The following is a 23441-nucleotide window of genomic DNA, read 5'->3' as shown; positions in this document are numbered from 1 at the left end:
TAGGCGCACGTGCTCGCATACAACCGACGGGGTATGCCGTACGCGGACAGCAGTACCTACGCCCCTGGACAGGTAGCCGGTGCGCCCGAACCGTCTGCTCATCTCAACCCCACGCTCTTCTGCCAGCCGACATCAGATCAACAGCAGAGGGAGTTTCCGTGTCGGACGGGACGGACGGGCTGCACGTCCCGCAACCAGAATTGGGACTCGTGAATTCCCCAAGTATCGGCGATGTCGCCGTCATGGCCGTCCTTCAGGTGGCGGCGCCTACCCAGCCATGCCTGTTTTGCGGGCGGGTCAATCGCCGTTCGACCGCCGCGTCTCGACTGCCGTGACTACTGCTTTCCCCTGGATGTGCGGGCTTTCCCTCGGACTGCTGCGGGCTTCTTTCGGGCGGGCGCGTCCTTGGGCTTCGAGCCGCTCTGCCTGTTCACCGCCGATGGCTCACCGCGAGCGATCAAGCCCGCGACAACCAGTATCTGATGGACCTTCCTCGACTCGTAGGTGCTGGCTCCGCGCCGCGCCCGTACGTCAAGAGCCGTACGCATCAAGCGGATTGACGGCTTGTCAGGCGTCAACCTAAGCCCGAGAGATGGGTTCCACTGGCTCGTGTCAGTGCTTGACGCGTACGCTCGATGCCTCGGGTCGATCTTGACGAGGGGTGACGTGATCTCGACTTCGGCTCTTTGGCCTTCTACAAGGGTGCGCACATCAGCGTGCAATGCGGTCATGTGGACGAAGACGTCAGGTCCGCCGTCAACAGCAATGAAGCCGTACCCCTTCTCCGCGTTGAACCACTTCACAGTCCCGGTACGACGGTGAGGCGGCGCCGGATCCTGCTCCTGAGGGGAAGGCGCCGGATCCAGACCAATAGCGGCGAGGTTGTTTCGCGCGAGGAGGGTGTCGGGGTGGTGGGGTCCCAGGATGCGGGTCATGTCGTTGAGTGTCTGCTCGTACAGCGAGGTGGCCCGCCGCAGATCGCCGACAGCCAAGTATGCGCCAGCGAGATTGGAAAGCGAGGTAGTGAGGTCGGCCTCGTAAGCGGACGGGGTGGCCGTCGCAGGTCGACGATAGATCGCCAGGGCTTCCTCGCTGGCTCGCAGTGCCTCCTCTCATTGCCCTGTCGCTGACAGACGGTTGCTGTAGTTGTTGAGGGCGGACGCGAGGTGGGGCATGTCTGCGGGTGGGTTCTGTGTTGCCAGTTCGCGGCAGATCCCGACTGCTTCAGTCGCGGTTTGGAGGGCCTCTTGCTGGCGGCCCAGTTCCGACAGCATCGTGCCGAGGTTGTTCAGCGACATCGCGAGGCTGAGGTGGAAGCGGTCGGGAGACGCACATCAAGGACAAGACGTCGACAGCAGAAAATCCGGTAATGCGGCCCTGGATGTCTGATGTTTTCAATCGCGTCTACGCGCCCGACCCCACCACCCGGCAAGACCGACTCGCTTCGCCCGCCTGGATAACCAACTTGGACAGCCTCGCCGGAATCGCTCCGGCTCTGATCATCACCTGCGAACTCGACCGGCTCCGCAATGAAGGCGTCAGCTACGCCCACGCCCTGGACGCCGTGGGCGCTCTGGTAGAGCACCACGATGTGCCCGGAAACGACCACGGATACAACATCCTCGACTTCGGAACCCGCACGCAGACCGAGCACATTTACGACCGGATCGTCGATCACGTACGCCACGCCACCAGCAAGTGACCGGGGTCGGAGATTTAGTTGGCGTACAGGGACGCCCCGGCACAACTGCTGCCGTCCGCTCGGCCACGGCTCTCCGGAGGCGACGTCCACGCCGGAGGAGCGTCGCAACCCTCGTCGCCAAACGCAGCGTCACAGGAGGCGCCTCAATCAGTCCGCGCCTCGTCCAGATCGCCCTTCACCTTGTCCAGGTCTGCCCCGCGCAGGTCTGCCCCGTCCAAGTGCGCTCCGCGCACGTCAGCCCCGGTCAAATCCGCCTCGAATAGGCTCGCGAAACGAAGGTTTGTCCCGCGCAGGTCCGCCCCTTGCAGGTCGGCCCCGGACAAGTTCGCCATGCGCAGGTTCGATCCGCGCAAGTATGCTCCCCGCAGGTCGGCTTCGTTGAGATTCGTTCGGCGCAGGTCCGCCTCGGACAGCAACGTGTCGCGTAGATCCCCCTTTGGGAGATTCGTTCCGCTCAGGTCCGCGCCAGACAGCGACGCTTCACGCAGATCCACGTTCCAAAGCAGCGCCCCGGTCATTTTTACAAAATGCAATTCCGCACCCTCCAGGTTCGCTTCGCTCAAGTCAGCGAGGCGCAGGCTCGCACCGACCATCTTCGCGTCGCGTAAGTCCGCATCCGCGAGGTTTGTATCGTCGAGGTTGGCATCGGCCAGTTGAGCTCCGCGCAGTTGCGTTGCGTGTAGGTCAACTTCTGCCTGGCCATCATGCTCGGACTCGCGTGCTCCCAGTAGGTTGACAGCGGCGAGAATGTCCTCTCCCGTTCGTCCGTCGTTGCGCTTGGACGAGCGTCCTTGTCTCGTGGCGTCGCTGTGGGTGCGGATGAACGCAGAAAGCACGTTGACGACCGCGGCCTGGTCATCGTGGGAATCGCTCATGATGCGTTGCAGGGCGTACATGCCTCCCAGTCGCACCTCTATGCTCTCGTCACCGAGTTGGGAGACTGCCTTGGTGAACCTGTCGGCGATCTGCGCCTGACGGTCGGTCTCTTGGCCTTGCTGCGCAATCTTCAGTTGATTTTGTGCCTGACAACTGGAAATCCCCGTGAAGAGCAGCGCAGCCACTGCCGCGACTCCCGTGAGCGCCGTACCCCAGGAGTTGAGGCGCTGGTGCCAGTCTGGACGCGTCGTATCGGACTGGCCCCGGCGGTGCGGCCACGCCAGGCGCTGTGAACGCCGTACTCGCGGCGCACGCCCCAACCTCCGCCGTGGCCCGCTGCCCGTACGATGAAGCGTCGGCCGTGGAATCACCTGCTCCCCCTGTCCTCTCAACATCCGTACCGGTCCCGGACAGACGAACCTAGCGATCGCCTCAAGGCCGGGACCCACCGACCTGGTTTCCGGCCGTAGAGCAGTCCTGAGACGCGCCGCCGGCCAAGCGGTTGGAGGAGATGCAGCTGCCGAACACGTTAAGCACCTGGTTCTCTGTCCTGCGAATCGTAGAAACCACGCCGCTATGGCACGTCAAGCGGTACTGTCGCCTGTGTGGAAACTGAATGCGCACGGAAGTGGCGGCTGATAGCAGTCGGAGTCAACCTACTACTCGGAATTCCAGGGTCCATTCCGGCATACTTGCTGTGGGAAAACGTTGATTACGACATTCCCGTGGCCATGGGATGGACCATGCGCGATCCGACGGATAACGACGGCACCATGCCCTTGTTCTTCATGTTCGAGGTAGTTGTGCTGGCGCTCTACCTCTTCCTATGGTGGATCGCAAATCTCCCTGTACAGCGGAGGGCTCTCCTGGGTTTTTGGGGATATTGGACGATTAGCGCGCTTGTTGCCATTGTGTCCTCATTCGCGCTTCCGACCATTCAGATGACGGGCGGCTGATGTCCCCTCGGATGTGCGGTCGATTGACGCTCCTCAACTGCTTTCCGGAGGTAGCCGCCGCAACTCTTAGAAACGTGGGCCCTGGATTGCAGCGGGATCCGGCTATGCCGGGGCAGCGCACGCTGCCCCGGCTGTTGCGTGAGTCAGACCTGACGGACGTCAAACTTCACGCCCGGTAGTACGTCAAGAGCCGTACGCACCAGGCGAATTGACAGGTTGTCAGGCACGAACCCCACGATCATGCCGGCGGTTCTGATCGGGCCACCCGGCAGAGCCCCATCTCGCTGAGAGGTGAGGGTTGGCAACGCACCTGGCCACCCGTATCGCGACAGCATCGTTGGGCACGCGGTCGGTCACGTGACACCGAGGCAAGAAGAAAGCCCCTGATCAACAGGGGCTTCAGGTGGTGTCGGGAGGGGGACTTGAACCCCCACGCCCTGTAAAGGGCACTAGCACCTCAAGCTAGCGCGTCTGCCATTCCGCCACCCCGACAAGGTGTAACCGCCCGCCTCCGGCGTGCAGCAGAGCCAACTTTAACACTGGACCGAGGGGCTCCGATCACCCCGCTCCTGCTCCCCGCACTTGGGAGCCCGCGCCGTACGCGGGAGTATGGGGGCGGACCCCCGCGGCGATACGAGGAGGCAGCGTGAACCAGTCGACCCCCGCACAGACCGGTGGCGGAGCGAGCGCCGAGAGTGAGGTCGTCGATCTCTGCCGCGACCTCATCCGGATCGACACCAGCAACTACGGCGGCAACGAGGGGCCGGGGGAGCGGGCCGCCGCAGAGTACGTCGCCGAGAAGCTCGCCGAGGTGGGCCTGGAGCCCGAGATCTTCGAATCGCGGCCCGGCCGCGCCTCCACCGTGGCCCGTATCGCGGGCGAGGACTCCTCGCGCCCAGCCCTGCTGATCCACGGGCACACCGACGTCGTGCCCGCCAACGCCGAGGACTGGACGCACGACCCCTTCTCCGGGGAGATCGCGGACGGCTGCGTCTGGGGGCGCGGCGCCGTCGACATGAAGGACATGGACGCGATGACGCTCGCCGTCGTACGGGAACGGCTGCGCAGCGGGCGCCGGCCGCCGCGCGACGTGGTGCTGGCGTTCCTCGCAGACGAGGAGGCCGGCGGCGTCTACGGGGCGCGGCACCTGGTCGACAACCACCGGGACCTCTTCGAGGGAGTGACCGAGGGTATCGGCGAGGTCGGCGGCTTCTCCTTCACCGTCAACGAGGACCTGCGCCTGTATCTGGTGGAGACCGCCCAGAAGGGTATGCACTGGATGCGGCTCACGGTCGACGGCACGGCCGGTCACGGTTCGATGACCAACAACGACAACGCCATCACCGAACTGTGCGAGGCGGTCGGGCGGTTGGGCCGGCACAGGTTCCCCGTCCGCGTGACCAAGACCGTTCGGTCCTTCCTCGACGAGCTCTCCGACGCCCTGGGCACCGAGCTCGACCCGGAGGACATGGAGGAGACCCTGGCCAAGCTCGGCGGCATCGCGAAGATCATCGGCGCCACCCTCCAGAACACCGCGGCTCCCACCCAGCTCGGCGCGGGCTACAAGGTGAACGTCATCCCCGGCCAGGCCACGGCGCACGTCGACGGCCGCTTCCTGCCGGGCCACGAAGAGGAGTTCCTCGCGGACCTGGACGGCATCCTCGGCCCGCGCGTCCAGCGCGAGGACGTACACGCGGACAAGGCGCTGGAGACGAGCTTCGACGGCGCGCTCGTGGACGCCATGCAGGCGTCGCTGAAGGCCGAGGACCCGGCGGCGCGCGCCGTGCCGTACATGCTCTCCGGCGGTACGGACGCCAAGTCCTTCGACGACCTGGGCATCCGCTGCTTCGGGTTCGCGCCGCTGAAGCTGCCGCCGGAGCTGGACTTCGCCGGGATGTTCCACGGAGTCGACGAGCGAGTGCCGGTGGACGGGCTGAAGTTCGGGGTGCGTGTGCTCGACCGCTTCCTCGACCAGTGCTGAACTGAGCCGTCGCCGCGCTCTGTTGGCGGCTGTCCGCGCTTTCCGTGCGGACAGCCGCCCTTTTTTGCGTACGGGCAGAGCAGTTGCCGCCCGCCGTCCCCGCCGTAAGTGCCGCGCCCACCGGCCCGTACGGCACCGACCGGCCCAACCAGCCCGCACGGCACCAACCGGCCCGTACAGAAAGGCAATTCGGCCTGTTGTGCGCAGACACCCGGAAAGGGTGAATGCCCGCGTCGGCTCGTACCCGGATTCCTCCGTCTTCGTTACAGGTGATGCGGTTCGTGGTTTGAACTGCATGCCAACTAGGAGGAATTCATGATCAAGAAGGCCGCCGCCGTAGCGGCTGCCGCCGGTGGGCCGTCGCTCACCGGCGCGGGTGCCAACGCCCCCGCGAAGGGCTGCGGCCACACGGTAACCGCGTTCGGGGCAACGGACTTCGCCGACGGCACAGCCTGCCCAGGCGACCGAGGTCGTATCCCGAACGCATGAGGAAAGCGAAGCCCGGGCGGCGCGGCACGCAGGAATGCGGCCTCGGTACCACCGCGTGGGCTTTCCGGGGGCGGATACGCGGAATCCTCACGGCGACCGCAGTCCACTCCCCTTGTGTGCCCTTGAATCACCCACTGGCAGAAAGCAAGACAGGGGAATAAGAACCATGCGACAGGTCACCAGAAAAGGCCTGATCACCGTGGCCGCGGCGGGCGGCGTGCTCGCCACGTTCTCGGGAGGCACGGCGTTCGCCGACACGGGGTCCGGGCTGCTCTCGGGCAACAGCGTCAACGCGCCGATCAATGTGCCGACGACCGTGTGCGGCAACACCGTCAGCGTCCTCGGAAGCCTCAACTCGGCGGCCGCATGCGGCGGCAGCAGCGACAGCCGGTCCGCGGCCCCGTCCGGTACGGCCGTCAAGTCGGACGAGATCGGGTCCGGCAACAACGTCAACGCTCCGGTCGACATCCCGATCGGCGTGTGCGGGAACAACGTCAGCGCCCTCGGTGACGGCAACACCGCGGGAGACTGCGCAGGCTCCGAGGCCGCGCCGCCCGTCAGCGACGAGCCGGACAACCCCGGCCCGGACGAGCCGGGCCAGGACGAGGACTGCGACGAGCCGGGCTCCGACAACCCCGGCTCCGACAACCCGGGCCCGTCGGACGACCAGGGAGGCGGCTCCGACCAGTCCTCGGACGTCAACCCGGCCTCCGACGTACGGACCCAGTCCGAGCCCGGCACCGAGCAGCTTGCGCACACCGGCGCCGGCGACATGCTCGGCGTCGCGGCCCCGTTGAGCGCTGGCCTGCTGCTCGGCGGCTTCGTGCTCTACCGGCGCGCTTCGAAGCTCGCGCGCCGCTGAGCGGACACAGCCTGAGAGACGGCGGAGCGGGCACCACACGGGTGGAGCCCGTTCCGCCGTCTTGTCCTGCCGCCTCCCCGTGCCGGGAGGCTCACCAGGTCGCGTGCAGCTGGCGGATGATCCGGCGGCGCAGCCGCACCCTGCGGCTTCCGTCGGGGTAGAGCCGTGTACGGGCCAACTCCCAGTGCCCGTACTCGGCATGGTCGGTCAGCAGTCGGGTAGCCGCCTTGCGGGAGACCCCGCGAGGCACGTACACATCGCGAAATTCGTATTCCGGCATCTCATCTATTGTGCGGGCAGAGGACGGATCCGGATAGCGTCTGCACTATGTCTGATGCTGAGCAGCCCACCGCTGCCGACGTACGCGCCGCCGCCGAAGCGGTGAAAGCCGCGCTGGACCGGCACCTCGAAGCGGTCGAGCGCCGGGCTGAGGGCGCCGGGAAGGACACCGGGAACGGCGCCTCCGACACCGCCGTCTACGCCGCCTTCGACGAGCTCGCGGCGGCGGGCGAGGCCTACGACGAGCTGCTCTACGAGATCTACGACGAGGTCACTCCATTCGAGATCCCCGGTGGCGACTCGATGCCCGCCTACACGGGACCCGAGGCGCCCAGCGCGCTGAGCGTGCTGATCCGCCGCGACTACACCGTCGTGGAGCCGCAGCGGCTCCTGGCCCAGGCCCAGCGCGTCACCGACCTCGATCCGGACTCGGCCGACGAGGACGGCCAGGCACCGGGCACGGCGGGCGGCAGCGTGCACGCGGCGCTCGGCATCCTCTTCGGGGAGTACGAGGCCGACGAAATCGCCACCCGGCACAAGGAGTTCGGGCTCGACGAGGGCGACTCCACGCTGTGGGTGACCGCGGGCGACGAGCCGAGCGAGCCGGGGGAGTGGCTCAGCGCCCCCTTCGAGCAGGCCGACCCCGAAAGGGTGATCTGCCGCTTCGACGTCAGCTCCGTCTTCGACGAGACGGACATCGAGCTGGACGACGAGGAGTGACCGGGCCGGCGGCGGTGCCGCGTCCGTACGGCCGCCGGCGGGGCCGGTAGCGGCGCTCCCGCTCGCCCGTAACGGCGCGGATCCTCCCGTACGCACCCCTCCTCGCTCCTCGCGCATCCGGATACTGCCGGGCCCAGGCCGTGCCCCTCCTACTCCGGGCCTCCTACTCCGCGCCTCCTACTCCGGGGCGCCGCCCGCGCCGCTCTCCGCCGGTGGGACGGCCGCGGCACGGGCCGCGCGGGCGGACTGTGCCAGCAGCGCACGCAGCCGCGTGGTCCGCGGCGGAGCGGTCACCGACGCGACGGCCTTCGCGAGCGCGTCCTCCGCGCCCTGCACGACGGACAGGTGCCGCTCAGCGCGTCCGAAGGCCGTATAGACCCACGCGCGGGTGAGCGCCGCCGTCGTATCGCCGGGCAGCACCGCGACCACCGCGGGCCAGCGCATCCCCACCGCCTGATGGGCCGTGACCGCCCAGCCGTGCCTGACCTCCTCCGCGACGCGGTCGCGGGCGACGAGGGTGCTCTCGCCCGTGCCGGAGTACTCCAGCCGCAGGCCCTCCTCCTCGCCGGAGACGACCACCGCCGGTGCCGTACGCCCCCGTGACGGGGTGTGGACCACGCGGTCGCCCGGGTCGAAGCCGTCGAAGCGGCCGGGCCCGGGATGCAGCCGCTCCTTCAGGGCGGCGTTGAGCGCACGGGTGCCCGCGGCTCCGCCGTGCCCCGTCGTGATGACCTGGGTGTCGCCCGCGGGGACGCCGAACGCGCGCGGCACCGAGTCGGCCACGAGCTGGACCGTGCGGTGCACGGCCTCGCCGGGGTCCCGCACGGGCACGACGACGACCTCCTTGCCAGGGGCGTCGACCTGATTGAGCTCGCCGATGCCGATCCCGGAGACGAGTTCGCCGACGGGCCCGGGATCCGGCGTACGGGAGGCGATGCGCGGACATGCGCCGCCGGCCAGCACATCGGCGAAGACCTGGCCCGGCCCGGCCGCGCCCAGCACGCCCGGATCGCCGCTGAGCACCAACCGCGCCCCGTCGGGAAGCGACTCCACGAGGGCGGCGGCCGTCTCGGCGTCGAGCTGCGGGGCGTCGCACACGATCAGCAGGTCGAGGGCCCAGGCGCCTTCCGCGTCGCGGCCCGGACCTTCGCGGCCTTCGAGGAGCCCGGCGACGGTGACGACGGACGGGGACCGCCGCCCCTGCCCCGCAGGCTCGCCGTCGCCCTCGCCGCCGCCCTCGGTGCCATGGGCGCTCTCCGTGCCCTCGGCGTCGTGGGTGTCCTGCATGTCCTCGGGGAGGAGCCCCGCGAAGCGGTCGCGGCCGTCGGCGCTGTGCACGGCGGCGCATGCCCGCAGCCCCAACTGCCCCGCGGCGGCGAGGAGTGCGGCCGGCTCGGCGCGCGCGGCCTCGCCTCCGGTGTGCGCGACCAGCCCGTGACCGGCGACCGCCCGGATCAGCTCCGCCGCCGACGGAGAGGGCGCGGACGCGGCGGCGGCCTCCCACTCCTCGGGAGCCGCCCGGCGCACCTCGCCGTCCTCCGGCCCGGAAGCCGGTGACGTATGCGGACCGGCGGCGCTGATCACCCGTCCCAGCCCGTCCGCGAGGCTCTCCTCCGCCAGCGCACAGCGCTCCAGCCCCAACAGCAGCCGTACGGGCCGCTCCTCCGTCCCGTCCTCGCCCGCTGCCGGCGTCTCCGCGGGAGCACCGCCCGGCGGCATGGCGTCGAGCGCGTCCTCGAAGACGAGAACGGCGCCCGCGTCGATCGCGCCGCGCACCGCCTCGTCGGGCTCCGGAACCGCGTACTGCGAGAGGCCCTTGGACAGCGCGGCCGGCTCCAGAGCCGTATGCCCCTTGAGCGCCGCGCGCTCCAGCAGCCACACCACGAGCGCCTGTGCGCGCCGCTCGTCGCCGGGGCCGCTCTCCTCGCCGAGCAGGGCGCGCGCGAAGCCGTCCGCCTGCTCAGGCCGCACGCCCGGGACCGCGAGCAGCTGCCACGGATCCGCGTGCAGCAGCCCGGCGGCCTGCTCGCCGAGCGTCTCCGCGACCCTGGGCGCGAGCGACTCCGGAGCACCGCCCGCCGACAGCGCCTCGCGCAGCCCGTCGGGTACGGCGACCGGGCCGCGCCCGGCGCTCGGGCCTGGACCCGGGGCAGGTGGTCCGGTGGCGGCGGCGGGCCGCTGCAGCGCGCGTGCCGCGGCCTGCTGCTGTCCGGAGTCGGTGAAGAACGACGCGGCCGAGCGCTCGCCGCTCTCCACCGCCCGTACCGCCGCGAGGAGTTCGGCTGCCTTGTCGTCCGTCATAGCTCGCTCCAGTCCTGGTCGGGATAGCGGTGCACCGGCGCCGATACGTCATCCAGCGCGCGGCAGATCTCGTCAGGAAGAGTAAGGCCCTCCACTGACAGCGCCTCGGTGAGCTGGTGAGCCGTGCGCGCACCGACGATCGGCGCGGCCACTCCCGGCCGGTCGCGGACCCAGGCCAGCGCCACCAGCAGCGGTGAGACGGCCAGTCCGTCGGCGGCTGTCGAGACGGCGTCGACGATGCCGGCAGCGGTCTCGTCGAGGTACGGGGCGATGAACGGCGCCAGATGCTCGGAGGCCCCGCGTGAGTCCGGCGGCGGTTCGCCGCGGCGGTACTTGGCGGTGAGCACGCCGCGCCCCAGCGGCGAGGACGGCAGCAGCCCCAGGCCCAAGTCCACGGCGGCGGGCAGGAGTTCGCGCTCGACGCCGCGCTGGAGCAGGGAGTACTCCATCTGTGTGCTCGCGAGCCGGGTGCGCGTACCGGGCGCCGCGAGCTGCCAGGTGGCGGCCTTGGCGAGCTGCCAGCCGCTGAAGTTGGAGACTCCCACGTACCGCGCGCGGCCGCTGCTGACCGCGATGTCCAGCGCCTGCAACGTCTCGTCCAGCGGCGTCGCCGGGTCGAAGGCGTGCACCTGCCACAGGTCCACGTAGTCGGTGCGCAGCCGCTCCAACGACGCGTCGAGCGCCGCGAGCAGATGGCCGCGCGAGCAGTCGAAGCGGCGGTCGGGGTCGGGCACGCTTCCCGCCTTGGTGGCGATCACCAGGTCACGCCGCGGCACGAGCCCCTCCAGCAGCCTGCCGAGGAGATACTCGGCGCCGCCGTCGCCGTAGACGTCGGCGGTGTCGACGAGCGTGCCGCCCGCTTCCCAGAACGTCTTCAGCTGGTCGGCCGCGTCCCTCTCGCCGGTGTCGCGGGACCATGTGAGGGTGCCGAGACCGATTCGGGATACGCGCAGGCCGGTACGGCCGAGGTGCCTTGCCTCCATGGGCGTTGAGGTTACTGGCGAGCGCGCGCTAGAGTCCCCGGGACAGTGACGTTACTGATCAGTAAGGGGGCCGGTATGCGGCTCGGCATCAACCTCGGCTACTGGGGCGCGGGGATGGACGCGGACAACCTCGCCGTCGCCCAGGAGGCCGACCGGCTCGGCTATTCCGTCTGCTGGGCCGCCGAAGCCTACGGTTCCGACGCGCCCACCGTCCTGTCCTGGGTCGCCGCGCAGACCGAGCGCATCGACGTCGGCTCCGGCATCTTCCAGATCCCGGCCCGTACGCCCGCGATGACGGCCATGACCGCCGCCACTCTCGACACCCTCTCCGGCGGGCGCTTCAGGCTGGGCCTCGGCGTATCCGGACCGCAGGTCTCCGAGGGCTGGTACGGAGTCAGGTTCGACAAGCCGCTCGCCCGCACCCGCGAGTACGTCGACATCATCCGCAAGGCCATGTCCCGGGAGCGCCTCAGTCACCAGGGCGAGCACTGGGCGCTGCCGCTGCCCGACGGTCCGGGCAAGCCGATCAAGCTCACGGTCCACCCCGTGCGGGAGGAGATCCCGCTCTACATCGCCGCGATCGGCCCCAAGAACCTCGAGCAGACCGGGGAGATCGCCGACGGTGCGCTGCTGATCTTCTTCTCTCCGGAGCACGCCGAGGAGACCACGCTGCGCCATCTCCGCGCGGGACGTGAGAAGGCCGGCAAGGGCACCGGCGACGGAGGAGGGCTCGCGGGCTTCGACGTCTGCCCGACCGTCCCGATGGCAGTCGGCGACGACGTGCACGCGCTGGCCGACCAGTTCCGCCCGTACACGGCGCTGTACGTCGGCGGCATGGGCAGCCGCAAGCAGAACTTCTACAACCGCCTTGCGCAGCGCATGGGTTACGAGAAGGAAGCCGCCGTGATCCAGGACAAGTACCTGGAGCGCGACAAGGAGGGCGCCGCGGCGGCCGTACCGCACGAGCTCATCGACTCCACCACGCTCCTCGGCTCCGTCGACCGCATCGCCGACCGGATGCGCGCCTACGCCGAAGCCGGGGTGACCACCCTGTCCCTCGCTCCCGCCGGCTTCACCCGCGAGGAGCGGATCGCCGGGCTGCGGGCGGGAGTCGAGGCGCTGGAGCGGGCCGGAGCGGCCTAGCAGTAGCGGCGGCGGTGCGGCTGCGGGTGGAACGGGGACGTGGCGGCCGGCCGCGGACATGCCTACGGCCGTGGAGGGGGCTCGGGGGTCATCCCCGCCACGGCCGTTACGGAACTCAACGCGCCGCGGGCGCAAGGGTTACGCACCGGCCGTCGTCCCCTTCGCGGACCGTACCGCCGTACCGCCCCGGAGAGCCTGGTGCGCGCGTCCGGTGCCGCCGTCATGCCGACCGGTCGCGCGTCACATCCAGCCGCGGCGCTTGAAGACCCGGAAGAGCACCAGGCACGCCGTGGCGATGACCGCCAGCACGGCCGGATACGTCCACACCCAGTGCAGCTCCGGCATGTGCTCGAAGTTCATGCCGTAGATCCCGGCGATGGCCGTCGGGATCGCGAACATCGCGGCCCACGCCGAGATCTTCCGCATGTTGTCGTTCTGCCGGACGCTCATCTGCGCCAGGTTCGCGGAGAGGATGTCGGACAGCAGCCGGTCGAAGCCGTCCACCTGGTCGTTGACCCGCGTCAGATGGTCGCTCACGTCCCGGAAGAAGGGCCGCGCGTCCTCGTGCACGAACGGCACCCCCGCCCGCGTCAGCCGCTCCAGCGGCTCCCCGAGCGGTCCCGTCGCCCGGCGGAAGCCGAGGACCTGCCGCTTGAAGGCATAGGTGCGGCCGGCGATGTCGCGTGCGGCGTACGCCTCGGGGGAGAAGACGTCCTCCTCCAGCGAGTCGAGGCTGACCTGGAGATCGGCCACGACCTCCATGTACCGGTCGACGATGGCGTCCGCGACCGCGTACATCACGGCGGTCGGGCCGTGCCGCAGGACCTCCGGCTCGTGCTCCAGCCGCTCCCGCACCGCTCCCAGCGGATTGGCGTCGCCGTGGCGCACCGTCACCACGAAGGAGTCGCCGACGAACAGCATCAGCTCGCCGGTGGAGACCGCCGTGGCCGACGAGTCGTAGGAGACGGGCTTGAGGACGAGGAAGAGGGAGTCGTCGTAGACCTCCAGCTTCGGACGCTGGTGGGCGTGTAGCGCGTCCTCGACCGCGAGCGGATGCAGACCGAACTCGCTTCTCACATGGTCGAATTCGGCCTCGGTCGGCTCGTGCAGACCTATCCAGAGGAAGGCGTCACCGGTCTCCCTCGCCTCGTCGAGGGCATCGGAGTAGTCGGACGGCCGCTCCATGCGGCGTCCGTCCCGGTAGATGGCGCAGTCCACGATCACGACTGGTCATTGTGCCCCGATGCGCCCGAAGCAACCACCGCTCGGGCCTCACGGACCGCTCGCCTACGCTGGCACGCATGCCCACGCTCATCCTCGTACGGCACGGCCGCTCCACCGCCAACACCTCCGGACTGCTCGCCGGCCGCATGCCGGGAGTGCCACTGGACGAGCACGGCCGCGCCCAGGCCGAGGCGCTTCCCGGCCGTCTGGGCGCCGTGCCGCTGGCCGCCGTGGTCACCAGCCCCTTGCAGCGCTGCCGCGAGACCGTCGCCCCGCTGACCGAGGCCCGCCCGGATCTCCCCGTACACACCGAGGAGCGCGTGGCCGAGTGCGACTACGGCGACTGGAGCGGCCGCAAGCTCGCCGAACTGGCCGACGAGCCGCTGATGACGACGGTGCAGCAGCACCCCTCGGCGGCGGCCTTCCCCGGCGGGGAGTCGATGCGCGGAATGCAGGCGCGTGCCGTGGAGGCCGTACGGGAGTGGAACGTACGGATCGAGGCGGAGCACGGCTCGGACGCCATCTATGCGCTGTGCTCGCACGGCGACATCATCAAGTCGGTCGTCGCCGACGCCCTCGGGATGCATCTGGACCTCTTCCAGCGCATCGCGGTCGGGCCCTGCTCGCTCACCGTCATCCGGTACACGCCCCTGCGGCCCTTTCTGCTGCGGCTCGGCGAGACCGGCGAACTGGAGTCCCTCCTGCCGCCGGAGCCGTCGCCGGGAGACGGCGAGGCGAAGGAGAACGAGGAGGGCAAGGAGGGTGACGACGGGGCGGGCGAGGCCGGTGACGCCGGGGGCGACGGTGCGCCGGGGCCGCAGGACCGGGGAGGCGGGCGGCAGCACGGCAGCGATGCCACCGTGGGGGGCGGAGCCTGAGCAGGAAGATCGGCGCGGGCAGTAGGGTGCCTTAGACCGATTAGACGTCGAGACAACGGAGCAGGACGTGTCCCGTCAGGTGTTCCTCTACGACCCGCCGGACCGATTCATCGCCGGTACCGTCGGGCTGCCAGGACGCCGCACCTTCTACCTCCAGGCGTCGGCCTCCGGCCGTACGACCAGCGTCGCCCTGGAGAAGGCACAGGTGGAGGCCCTGGCCGAGCGCATCGACGAGCTGCTCGACGAGGTCGTCCGCCGCTCCGGCGGCAACGCACCGGTGCCGGCCGTGGCCCCCACCGAAATCGACGACACCGAGCCCCTGGAGACGCCCGTCGAGGAGGAGTTCCGCGTCGGCACCATGGCGCTCGCCTGGGACGGGGACGGTGAGCGGATGGTCGTCGAGGCGCAGGCCGTCGTCGAGTTGGAGGCCGACTCCGACGAGGACCTCGCCGACGCCGAGGAACGGCTGCTCCAGGACGACGAGAACGGGCCGCCGATGCTGAGGGTGCGGCTGGACGGCACCATGGCACGCTCCTTCGCCAAGCGCGCGCTGGAGGTCGTCAACGCGGGCCGCCCGCCGTGCCCGCTGTGCAGCCTCCCGCTCGATCCGGAAGGCCATGTGTGCCCCCGTCAGAACGGATACCGGCGCGGCGAATGAACCAGGCAGCCGATTCCGGGCGCCGGCCGCCGAAGGCCGAGGCGGAGCCTGCCGCTTCGCCCGCGGCGGAGGAGACCCGCACCCGTCTCGCACTGGGCACGCTGTCCGTACGGGGGCAGATCCGCCAGGCCTCCAACGCCGTGCTCTTCGGCGAGGTCGAGCACGAGGGGCACCGGGTGCCGTGCGTGTACAAGCCGGTGGCGGGCGAGCGTCCGCTGTGGGACTTCCCCGACGGGACGCTCGCGCAGCGCGAGGTGGCCGCGTACGAGATCTCCCGCGCGACGGGCTGGGACCTGATCCCGGCGACGGTGCTGCGGGACGGACCGTACGGCGAGGGCATGTGCCAGGCGTGGGTCGGGCCGCTGCCCGATGCGGAGCCCGAGGGCGAGGAGGCACAAGAGGCCGCGGAGGGCGAGGAGTTCGGCGACCCCGAGGGCCACGGCGATCCCGGTGACACCGAAGCGGCCGACGTCGACACCGAAGCCGACGCCCATGCCGAAGCCCATGACGAGGACGAAGCAGCTGGCGAAGCGGAGGACGAAGCCTCCGGGTCCGGTGGCGCCGGCGAACTGCTCGCCATCGTCGAGGGCGACGAGCCGGGGGAGGGGTGGAAGGCCGTGGGGCACGTGGACGCGGGCACGCTCCGTCCGGCGCTGCTCGTGCACGCGGACGACGAGCGGCTGCGGAGGCTGGCCGTCATCGACGCGGTCATCAACAACGGCGACCGCAAGGGCGGCCATCTTCTGACGCTCCCCACGGGCGCGCTCTACGCCATCGACCACGGCGTCAGCTTCCACGTGGACGACAAGCTGCGCACCCTGCTGTGGGGATGGGCGGGCGAGGACCTGACATCCGAGGCGACCGCGACTCTGCGCGCGCTGGCCGCCGCCCTCGCCGAGGGCACCCCGCTCGCCGGCCGGCTCTCCGGGCTGATCACCGCGGCCGAACTGGAGGCGCTGCGCAAGCGGGTCGACGGTCTGATCAGCTCCGGCCGCCACCCGCTGCCCAGCGGCGACTGGCCCGCGATCCCCTGGCCGCCCGTGTGAGACGCGGCGCTTGACGGCGTACGGAGCCGACGACGCCTACGTATGGGTCCGAAGCCGGTCAAGACCGCCTATCCGGCCATTTCCGCAGGCCCGCAGGGGACGGGGCCGTCCCGTCAGGATGGCGAACTCCCGTCCGGGTTAGTCTCAAGGGATGCATGCCTGGCCCGCTTCAGAGGTCCCCGTCCTGCCCGGTCAGGGCCGCGACCTGGAGATCCACGACACCGCGAGGGGCGCCCGCGTCACCCTTGCCCCCGGTCCCGTCGCCCGCATGTACGTCTGCGGGATCACGCCGTACGACGCCACGCACCTGGGGCACGCGGCGACCTACAACGCGTTCGACCTCGTGCAGCGCGTGTGGCTCGACACCCAGCGGCAGGTTCACTACATACAGAACGTCACCGACATCGACGATCCCCTTCTGGAGCGGGCCCGGGAGACGGGCGACGGCTGGGCGGAGCTGGCGGAGCGCGAGACGGCGCTCTTCCGGGAGGACATGACCGCTCTGCGGATGCTGCCGCCGCGGCAGTTCGTCGGTGCCGTCGAATCGATTCCGCGCATCGTCCCGCTCGTCGAGCGGCTGCGTGATCAGGGCGCCGCGTACGAGCTGGAAGGCGACGTCTACTTCTCCGTCGACGCCGACCCCCACTTCGGCGAGGTCTCCCGGCTGGACGCGCACACCATGCGGATCCTGTCCGCCGAGCGCGGCGGCGACCCCGAGCGCCCCGGCAAGAAGAGCCCGCTCGATCCGATGCTGTGGCGCGCGGCCCGGGAGGGCGAACCGCAGTGGGACGGCGCTTCGCTCGGCCCCGGACGCCCCGGCTGGCACATCGAGTGCGTGGCCATCGCCCTGGAGCACCTCGGGATGGGCTTCGACGTGCAGGGCGGCGGATCCGATCTCGCCTTCCCGCACCACGAGATGGGCGCCTCGCACGCGCAGGCGCTCACCGGCGAACATCCATTCGCGAAGACGTATGTGCACGCCGGGATGGTCGGCCTGGACGGCGAGAAGATGTCGAAGTCCAAGGGCAATCTGGTCTTCGTCTCACAGCTGCGCCGCGACGGAGTCGACCCGGCCGCGATCAGGCTGACCCTGCTCGCCCACCACTACCGGTCGGACTGGGAGTACTCGACGGCCCTGCTGGAGGAGGCGCAGGAGCGGCTCGCACGGTGGCGTGCGGCCGTCTCGCGGCCCGACGGACCGCCCGCCGACGCCGTCGTCGAGGAGATCCGTGCGGCGCTCGCCGACGATCTGAACTCACCGGCGGCGCTGGCCGTCGTCGACCGCTGGGCAGCCGAGCAGGAGGCGGGCGGAGGCACCGACGAGGGTGCGCCGGGCGTCGTCTCGCGTGCGGTGGACGCGCTGTTGGGAGTGGCGCTGTAGCGACGTCCTGTGCACCGCGGCACAGCGAAGGGCCGCCCCGCGTGATGAGCGACGGGGCGGCCCTTCGGCCGTTCTCATGGTGTGCGGTCCCGAGGTTCCGGGCGGACGTTCCGGTGTGCGGGGCTCACTCCTTGCCGGGGTCCTTGTCCTTGCCCTGCTCCCTCTCGGGCTCCTTCTCGAAGTCCTTCTCGGGTTCCTCTTTTTCGGGGTCCTGCCCGTCCTGGCCCTTGGCGTCCTTGGCGCTCTTGCGGCTCTTGCCGCTTGTGGCGCTCCTGGTGGTCTTGCCCTTGCCGTTCCGGCTCCCGCCGCGTGGGGACTTGCCGTCCTGGGTCCCGTCGTCCTCCGGCGAGGACGAGTCCGGCTTCGCGTCCGCGCTCTCGTCCTTGCTCCGGCCGTCGTCCTGGGCGGACTTGCCGGTACGGCCGGTGCCACGGGAGGTGCCGCGGGTGCCGCCGCGAGTGGTCCTGCCGCCGCTCTTGCTCCTGCCCGTCCCGGTGGTCCCGGTGCGTCCGGCGGGCTTGGCGCGCTTCGCGGGCTTGGCCTCCGTGGCGCCCGCACCGCTCTTTCCGTCCCCGGCGTCCCCGGCGTCCTTGCCGCTCCTACTGCCCTTGCCGTCCTTGCTGCCCTTGCCGTCCTTGCCGTTTCCGGATTCCGTACGGTCCCCGGCTTCCTTCCCCTCCCCGTCCCCGGCGCCCTCCGCGTCGGCCGTGCCGGTGTCGCCGTCCTCGTCCTTCCGGCCGCCCTTGCCGGTGTCCTTGGAAGTGTCCGCCGGTGCGTCCTTCGCCGGGCGCCTCGAAGGACGGGAGCGTCCGCCGCTCGTACCGCCCGTACCGCTCGTACCGCGCTTCGGGGCCTCGCCGCCGAAGCCCGGACCGCCGGCACCGGGCCCGGGCCCCGAACCCGCCCCGGAATCCCGCGCGTTGCCGCCGGAGGCGCCGCCGTCGCGCCTGCGCAGATACCGCTCGAACTCCTTGGCGATGGCCTCGCCCGAGGCCTCCGGCAGCTCGGCCGTGTCCCGCGCCTCCTCCAGCGACTGCACGTACTCGGCGACCTCGCTGTCCTCCGCCGCCAGCTGGTCCACGCCGAGCTGCCAGGCCCGCGCGTCCTCCTGGAGCTCGCCCAGCGGTACGTTCAGCCCGAGCAGGTCCTCCAGCCGGTTGAGCAGGGCGAGGGTGGCCTTCGGGTTCGGCGGCTGCGAGACGTAGTGCGGCACCGACGCCCACAGGCTCACCGCAGGCACGCCGGCGTGGGTGCACGCCTCCTGGAGGATGCCGACGATGCCGGTCGGCCCCTCGTACCGCGACTCCTCCAGGTTCATCGTCCGGGCCAGGTCCGGGTCGGACGTCACGCCTGTCACCGGCACGGGCCGACTGTGCGGGGTGTCGCCGAGTAGCGCGCCCAGCACCACCACCATCTCGACGCCCAACTCGTGGGCGAAACCGAGGATTTCATTGCAGAAGGAGCGCCAGCGCATGCTCGGCTCGATGCCGCGCACCAGCACGAGGTCGCGGGGTTTCCCCTTGCCGCCGGCGTTGTCGACGCGTACGACCGCGAGCCGCGTCGTGGGCCAAGTGATCTTGCGTGAGCCGCCGTCCAGCCACACCTGCGGCCTGTTGACCTGGAAGTCGTAGTAGTCCTCGGCGTCCAGAGCCGCGAACACCTCGCCCTTCCACTCACGCTCCATGTGCCCGACCGCGGTGGAGGCGGCGTCGCCGGCGTCGTTCCAGCCTTCGAACGCGGCCACCATGACCGGGTCGACCAGCTCGGGAACTCCCTCGAGCTCGATCACCCAGCGCCTCCTTCCGGCCGGGTGGCCGTGCCTCGACGTGCACCCGGCTGCCGTTCCATTCCGTGCGGCAACCAGCCTACGGCGTGACGGCGCGCATGCCGCAGCCCTGGCGGCACCCGCGCGCAGGGGCTCCCGACGGCGTGCAGGAACCGGCGGACGTACGCCCGTTCCCGGCGCCGCCCCGCATCTTGACCTGCGCGGTCCCGGGTGACGAGGCTCTGTTGCGACAACCGGGCAGCGGCTCCCGTGGCGTCGCGGCCCCGCCGTACAGTGCCCCTCGGTCGCCGTACAGTGCCCGTCGGCGCCGGCCCGCATCAGGCCGCGTACGAATCCGGCGTGCGCGGAGATCACCGGGCCCGCGGGAGTCCGCGGAGTCCGCGGAGTCCGCGGAGTCCGCGGAGTCCGTGGAGTCCGCGGAACAGGCCCGCCGCACGCGCCACTTCAGAGAGGACACCGTGACATCCAGCACGTCCCATCAGCCCGCGGAAGCCGACGACGACTGGTGGCGCGAGGCCGTCGTCTACCAGGTCTACGTGCCCAGCTTCGCCGACTCCGACGGCGACGGAACGGGCGACCTTCGTGGCGTCGCCGACCGCCTCGGGCACCTGGCGGATCTCGGCGCCGACGCGATCTGGCTGACGCCCTTCTACCCCTCGCCCTGGGCCGACGGCGGCTACGACGTCTCCGACTACCGGGACGTCGACCCTCGTCACGGCACCCTCGACGACTTCCGGGACCTGCTCGCACGCGCCCACGGACTCGGCCTGAAGGTCATCGTCGACATCGTCCCCAACCACTGCTCGGACCGGCACCCTTGGTTCGTGGAGGCGCTGGCGTCGCCTCCCGGTTCGGCGGCCCGCGACCGCTTCCACTTCCTCGACGGCCGTGAGGCGTCTCCCGGGCGGTCGGGTTCAGGGGGCGGCAGGGGTGGCACGGGCGGGAGCGAACCGCCCTCGGACTGGCAGTCGAAGTTCGGCGGCTCCGCCTGGACCCGCACCCCGGACGGGCAGTGGTACATGCACATATTCGCCGCCGAGCAGCCCGATCTGAACTGGGAGAACCCCGAGGTCGCCGCCGAGTTCGAACGCACCCTGCGCTTCTGGCTCGACCTCGGCGTCGACGGCTTCCGCGTCGACGTCGCCCACGGCCTGCGCAAGGACCTGCTGCCGCCGCTGCGCGACACCCGCGGCGCCGACGCCGCACCCCTCGACTCGCCGCCCGAGGGCGACGACCACCCCTTCTGGGACCGCGACGAGGTGCACGAGACATACCGTTCCTGGCGGAAGATCCTCGACTCGTACGAGCCCGCCCGCGTCGCCGTCGCCGAAGCGGGAGTGAGCGCCGCCCGGCTGCCGCTGTACACCCGGCCCGACGAGCTGCACCAGGCCTTCAACTTCGCCCATCTGCGCTGCCCTTGGGACGCCGCGTCGTTCCGCCGCGTCATCGGCACCTCGCTCGACGGGGCGCGCTCCGTGGGCACCCTGCCGACCTGGGTGCTCTCCAACCACGACGTCGTACGGCACGCCACCCGGTACGGGCTCCCGGAGGGCACCGACTTCGCCGAGTGGCTGGCCTCCGACGGTCGCGAGCCCGCGGCCGACCACGAGCGCGGGCGGCGCAGGGCGCGTGCCGCCGCACTGCTCACGCTGGCGCTGCCGGGCACCGCGTATCTGTACCAGGGCGAGGAGTTGGGCCTCCCGGAGGTCGCGGACCTGCCCTCCGACGCCCTGCGCGACCCGATGTGGGAGCGCACCGGGCGTACGCAGAAGGGTCGCGACGGCTGCCGCGTACCGATGCCGTGGCGGCAGGACGGCCCTTCGTACGGCTTCGGCCCCGGAGGGAGCTGGCTGCCGCAGCCCGAGGGTTGGGGTGCGCACTCCGCGGAGGCGCAGAGCGGAGTGGAGGGTTCCTTCCTGGAGCTGTACCGGACGGCGCTGAGGCTGCGCCGCGGCTTCCGGGGCTCTGGGGGTTCCGGCGGCGCGGCGGACGGCGCGGGCGGAATCGACGGGGGCGTACTGGAGTGGCTGGACTCCGCGGAGGGCGAACTGGCCTTCCGCAGGGGCTCGTTGCTCGAATGCCGCGTCAATCTCTCGGACCGTCCCGTGCCGCTGCCTTCCGGTGCGGTGCCGCTGCTGGCGAGCGATGCGGCGGGGATGCGGCCCGGTGAGGGCACGCTGCCGCCCGACACCGCGGTCTGGCTCGACCCTTCGGCACCGGGTTCCTAAGTCCTGGGCCCCTCTGCCTGGACCCGTCCGTCCCGGACCTTCGGAGAAGCGGAGTTGAACCCGCCGCGATGCGTGAAGCGGACGGGTCCGGCACTCTCGGACCGCAACGCAACGCACGGCACACCTCGACGCACCGCACCCCACGACGCAAGACACCGCACAACGGGCGGGCCCGCGCTCCGGCGCCGGCCCGCCCGCCTGCGTGCCCCGTGCGGTCCCGTCACGGCCGCACGGGGCGCATCTCCCCCCCGGGACCCCCGTTCTGCCCCGCCTCGGGGCCCCTTCTGGCCTCCCTGGAAGCGGCCGGACCCCGGCGCGCTCCCGGCAGGTCAGCTCCTGCGTTCCGCCAGCAGCCTCCCGACCCGCTCCCGCACATCGTCGGTGTCCAGACCGCGGATCGTGAGCGTGGTGCGCCGCCGCAGCACGTCGTCCGCGGTCTCCGCCCACTCGTGATCGCGGGCGTGTACGACCTGCGCCCAGATCTCCGGCCCGTCCGGGTGGATCCGTTCGCCCAGCGACGGGTCCTCGTTGACCAGCCGCGCGATGTCGAAGGAGAGCGAGCCGTAGTGCGTGGCGAGATGGCGCGCCGTCATCGGGTCCATGCGCGGGCCCGGTTCGCGCTCGCGGTCGACGAGCAGCCGGTGCGCCACCGCGTTCGGATTGGAGATGCCGGGCAGCGGGGTGCGGCGCACCAACTCCCGTACGGGCTCCATGTCCTGCGCGATCGAACCGCCCGGCAGCTTGGCCAGCTTGTCCATCACGGCGCGGCCGATGTGCCGGTACGTCGTCCACTTGCCGCCCGCGACCGAGAGCATTCCGCCGATGCCCTCGCTGACCACCGTCTCCCGCCTGGCCGCCGTCACACCGCCGGGACCGCCCGGCAGCACCCGCAGCCCCGCGAAGGCGTAGCTGATCAGGTCCCGGTCGAGGTGCTCGTCCCGTACGGAGAAGGCGGCCTCGTCGAGGATCTGCCGGATGTCGGCCTCGGTGGCGCGCACGTCGGCGGGGTCGCCCTCGTACGCCTCGTCGGTGGTGCCCAGCAGCAGCTGGTCCTCCCACGGGAGCGCGAAGGTGATGCGGTACTTGTCGATCGGCGTCGCCATCGCCGCCCGCCAGGGCGCCTTGCGCCGCAGCACGAGGTGGGCGCCCTTGGACAGCCGGACGCTGGGCGCGGCCCCCTTGTCCTCCATCCTGCGCAGGTGGTCCACCCAGGGACCGGTCGCGTTGAGTACGAGACGAGCGTCGACGCCGAACTCGCTGCCGTCGGTGCGGTCGCGCAGTTCCGCCCCCGTCACGCGGCCGACGGTACGGCGCAGGCCCGTCACCTCGGCGTGGTTGAGGACGACCGCGCCGGAGTCGACGGCCGCGCGCACGGTCATCACGGCCATGCGCGAGTCGTTCATCTGGTGGTCGCCGTAGACCGCGACGGCCTTGAGGTTCTCCGTACGCAGGCCGGGGTTGTCCGCCGCCGCGCGCGAGGGCGAGACCACGCGCCCGACGCCGTCGCCGAACGCCGAGAGCGCGCTGTAGGCGAAGACGCCGGCGCCCAGCTTCGCGGCGCCGTGCGGTCCGCCCTTGTAGACGGGCAGATAGAACTTGAGCGGGTTGACCAGGTGCGGGGCCACGTCCTTGGCCAGCACCCGCCGCTCGTGGTGGTTCTCCGCCACCAGCTTCACCGCGCCGGTCTGGAGGTAGCGCAGACCGCCGTGCACCAGCTTGGAGGAGGCGGATGAGGTGGCGCCGGCGAAGTCGCCGGCGTCCACCATCGCCACCCGCAGTCCCGACTGCGCGGCGTGCCATGCCACCGAGGTCCCGAGGATGCCGCCGCCGATCACGAGCAGGTCGTACGTCGCTCCCGCGAGCAGCTCCCTGGTCTCGGCGCGGCTCGGGTTGCCGCCGGCAGCCGGGTGCGTCCCGAGGGTGGGGACGCTCTGCAGGGTGTTCATGT

The 23441-nt window shown here is 70.8% G+C and carries 16 protein-coding genes, 1 tRNA gene and 4 pseudogenes; 11 read left to right on the top strand and 10 right to left on the bottom strand.

Features of this window, described 5'->3' with window-relative positions:
• Positions 1-665: 665 nt before the first annotated feature.
• A pseudogene (locus tag HCC61_RS30855) lies at positions 666-803 on the bottom strand (cold shock domain-containing protein); the annotation flags it as partial.
• 81 nt (positions 804-884) lie between these two features.
• A pseudogene (locus HCC61_RS31275) lies at positions 885-1076 on the bottom strand (tetratricopeptide repeat protein); the annotation flags it as partial.
• Between the two features lie 257 nt (positions 1077-1333).
• On the opposite strand from HCC61_RS31275, the gene HCC61_RS21590 reads away from it, so the two are divergent.
• Complete coding sequence (locus HCC61_RS21590; protein WP_346777332.1) at positions 1334-1702, top strand: alpha/beta hydrolase fold domain-containing protein; 369 nt, start codon at positions 1334-1336, stop codon at positions 1700-1702.
• A 143-nt stretch (positions 1703-1845) separates the two neighbouring features.
• Here HCC61_RS21590 and HCC61_RS21585 read toward each other — a convergent pair whose 3' ends face one another.
• Positions 1846-2763, bottom strand: coding sequence for a pentapeptide repeat-containing protein (locus HCC61_RS21585; RefSeq protein ID WP_169137782.1), 918 nt, complete (start codon positions 2761-2763; stop codon positions 1846-1848).
• A 540-nt stretch (positions 2764-3303) separates the two neighbouring features.
• Between HCC61_RS21585 and HCC61_RS21580 the strand changes: the two genes are divergently transcribed.
• Entirely contained in the window at positions 3304-3534 is a 231-nt protein-coding gene (locus HCC61_RS21580; protein WP_169137780.1) for a hypothetical protein, read from the top strand.
• Positions 3535-3938: 404 nt separating this feature from the next.
• On the opposite strand, the gene HCC61_RS21575 is transcribed toward HCC61_RS21580, so the two are convergent.
• Positions 3939-4026 (bottom strand) — tRNA-Leu (locus tag HCC61_RS21575).
• Positions 4027-4180: 154 nt separating this feature from the next.
• Between HCC61_RS21575 and HCC61_RS21570 the strand changes: the two genes are divergently transcribed.
• Together HCC61_RS21570 and HCC61_RS21565 are read left to right on the top strand one after the other, a co-directional pair.
• A complete protein-coding gene (locus HCC61_RS21570; RefSeq protein WP_169137778.1) occupies positions 4181-5515 on the top strand; it encodes a M20/M25/M40 family metallo-hydrolase in 1335 nt (444 codons plus the stop codon).
• 655 nt (positions 5516-6170) lie between these two features.
• Positions 6171-6866 (top strand): chaplin, encoded by a 696-nt coding sequence (locus tag HCC61_RS21565; RefSeq protein WP_169137776.1) that lies wholly within the window; start codon positions 6171-6173, stop codon positions 6864-6866.
• Positions 6867-6957: 91 nt separating this feature from the next.
• On the opposite strand, the gene HCC61_RS21560 is transcribed toward HCC61_RS21565, so the two are convergent.
• Positions 6958-7146 (bottom strand): DUF5703 family protein, encoded by a 189-nt coding sequence (locus HCC61_RS21560; protein ID WP_037976561.1) that lies wholly within the window; start codon positions 7144-7146, stop codon positions 6958-6960.
• A 47-nt stretch (positions 7147-7193) separates the two neighbouring features.
• On the opposite strand from HCC61_RS21560, the gene HCC61_RS21555 reads away from it, so the two are divergent.
• On the top strand, positions 7194-7865 hold the full coding sequence (locus HCC61_RS21555) for a hypothetical protein (RefSeq protein WP_169137774.1): 672 nt from the start codon (positions 7194-7196) through the stop codon (positions 7863-7865).
• Between the two features lie 177 nt (positions 7866-8042).
• Here the strand turns inward: HCC61_RS21555 and HCC61_RS21550 are convergent, their stop codons facing one another.
• Positions 8043-10166 (bottom strand): helix-hairpin-helix domain-containing protein, encoded by a 2124-nt coding sequence (locus HCC61_RS21550; RefSeq protein WP_169137772.1) that lies wholly within the window; start codon positions 10164-10166, stop codon positions 8043-8045.
• Entirely contained in the window at positions 10163-11149 is a 987-nt protein-coding gene (locus HCC61_RS21545; RefSeq protein ID WP_169137770.1) for an aldo/keto reductase, read from the bottom strand. The genes HCC61_RS21550 and HCC61_RS21545 overlap by 4 nt, the downstream gene beginning before the upstream one ends.
• Before the next feature lie 75 nt (positions 11150-11224).
• On the opposite strand from HCC61_RS21545, the gene HCC61_RS21540 reads away from it, so the two are divergent.
• The gene (locus HCC61_RS21540; protein WP_169137768.1) at positions 11225-12292 is read left to right on the top strand and encodes an LLM class F420-dependent oxidoreductase; all 1068 of its coding nucleotides are present in this window, start codon (positions 11225-11227) and stop codon (positions 12290-12292) included.
• Between the two features lie 240 nt (positions 12293-12532).
• Here the strand turns inward: HCC61_RS21540 and corA are convergent, their stop codons facing one another.
• A complete protein-coding gene (gene corA, locus HCC61_RS21535) occupies positions 12533-13516 on the bottom strand; it encodes a magnesium/cobalt transporter CorA (RefSeq protein ID WP_169137766.1) in 984 nt (327 codons plus the stop codon).
• Positions 13517-13593: 77 nt separating this feature from the next.
• On the opposite strand from corA, the pseudogene HCC61_RS21530 reads away from it, so the two are divergent.
• The 4 genes and pseudogenes from HCC61_RS21530 to mshC form a co-directional block, all read left to right on the top strand.
• Positions 13594-14328, top strand: a pseudogene (locus tag HCC61_RS21530) (histidine phosphatase family protein); the annotation flags it as partial.
• Between the two features lie 133 nt (positions 14329-14461).
• Entirely contained in the window at positions 14462-15052 is a 591-nt protein-coding gene (locus HCC61_RS21525; RefSeq protein WP_169137762.1) for a DUF3090 domain-containing protein, read from the top strand.
• A complete protein-coding gene (locus HCC61_RS21520) occupies positions 15049-16098 on the top strand; it encodes an SCO1664 family protein (RefSeq protein WP_169137760.1) in 1050 nt (349 codons plus the stop codon). Before HCC61_RS21525 ends, HCC61_RS21520 begins: the two co-directional genes overlap by 4 nt.
• A 151-nt stretch (positions 16099-16249) precedes the next feature.
• The gene (gene mshC / locus HCC61_RS21515) at positions 16250-17479 is read left to right on the top strand and encodes a cysteine--1-D-myo-inosityl 2-amino-2-deoxy-alpha-D-glucopyranoside ligase (RefSeq protein ID WP_169137758.1); all 1230 of its coding nucleotides are present in this window, start codon (positions 16250-16252) and stop codon (positions 17477-17479) included.
• Positions 17480-18329: 850 nt separating this feature from the next.
• On the opposite strand, the pseudogene HCC61_RS21510 reads toward mshC, so the two are convergent.
• Positions 18330-19268 (bottom strand): annotated as a pseudogene (locus HCC61_RS21510) (PAC2 family protein); the annotation flags it as partial.
• 455 nt (positions 19269-19723) lie between these two features.
• Here HCC61_RS21510 and HCC61_RS21505 point away from each other — a divergent pair.
• Positions 19724-21493: a glycoside hydrolase family 13 protein gene (locus tag HCC61_RS21505; RefSeq protein ID WP_346777314.1), complete on the top strand. Its 1770-nt coding sequence runs from the start codon at positions 19724-19726 to the stop codon at positions 21491-21493.
• Positions 21494-21822: 329 nt separating this feature from the next.
• Here the strand turns inward: HCC61_RS21505 and HCC61_RS21500 are convergent, their stop codons facing one another.
• Entirely contained in the window at positions 21823-23439 is a 1617-nt protein-coding gene (locus tag HCC61_RS21500; protein ID WP_169137756.1) for a glycerol-3-phosphate dehydrogenase/oxidase, read from the bottom strand.
• Between the last annotated feature and the right edge of the window lie 2 nt (positions 23440-23441).

This window comes from Streptomyces sp. HNM0575 (genome assembly GCF_012726265.1).
Taxonomy (GTDB): Bacteria; Actinomycetota; Actinomycetes; order Streptomycetales; family Streptomycetaceae; genus Streptomyces.
Note: the sequence above shows the minus strand (reverse complement) of the source record. Positions and strands in the feature narration are given on the sequence as shown.

What these genes read in the sequence shown, in the direction of transcription:
- HCC61_RS21565 (WP_169137776.1), top strand. Translation starts at nt 6,171, where the DNA reads ATGCGACAGGTCACCAGAAAAGGCCTGATCACCGTGGCCGCGGCGGGC.
- HCC61_RS21555 (WP_169137774.1), top strand. Translation starts at nt 7,194, where the DNA reads ATGTCTGATGCTGAGCAGCCCACCGCTGCCGACGTACGCGCCGCCGCC.
- HCC61_RS21560 (WP_037976561.1), bottom strand. Translation starts at nt 7,146, where the DNA reads ATGCCGGAATACGAATTTCGCGATGTGTACGTGCCTCGCGGGGTCTCC.
- mshC (WP_169137758.1), top strand. Translation starts at nt 16,250, where the DNA reads ATGCATGCCTGGCCCGCTTCAGAGGTCCCCGTCCTGCCCGGTCAGGGC.
- HCC61_RS21520 (WP_169137760.1), top strand. Translation starts at nt 15,049, where the DNA reads ATGAACCAGGCAGCCGATTCCGGGCGCCGGCCGCCGAAGGCCGAGGCG.
- HCC61_RS21540 (WP_169137768.1), top strand. Translation starts at nt 11,225, where the DNA reads ATGCGGCTCGGCATCAACCTCGGCTACTGGGGCGCGGGGATGGACGCG.
- HCC61_RS21550 (WP_169137772.1), bottom strand. Translation starts at nt 10,166, where the DNA reads ATGACGGACGACAAGGCAGCCGAACTCCTCGCGGCGGTACGGGCGGTG.
- HCC61_RS21500 (WP_169137756.1), bottom strand. Translation starts at nt 23,439, where the DNA reads ATGAACACCCTGCAGAGCGTCCCCACCCTCGGGACGCACCCGGCTGCC.
- HCC61_RS21545 (WP_169137770.1), bottom strand. Translation starts at nt 11,149, where the DNA reads ATGGAGGCAAGGCACCTCGGCCGTACCGGCCTGCGCGTATCCCGAATC.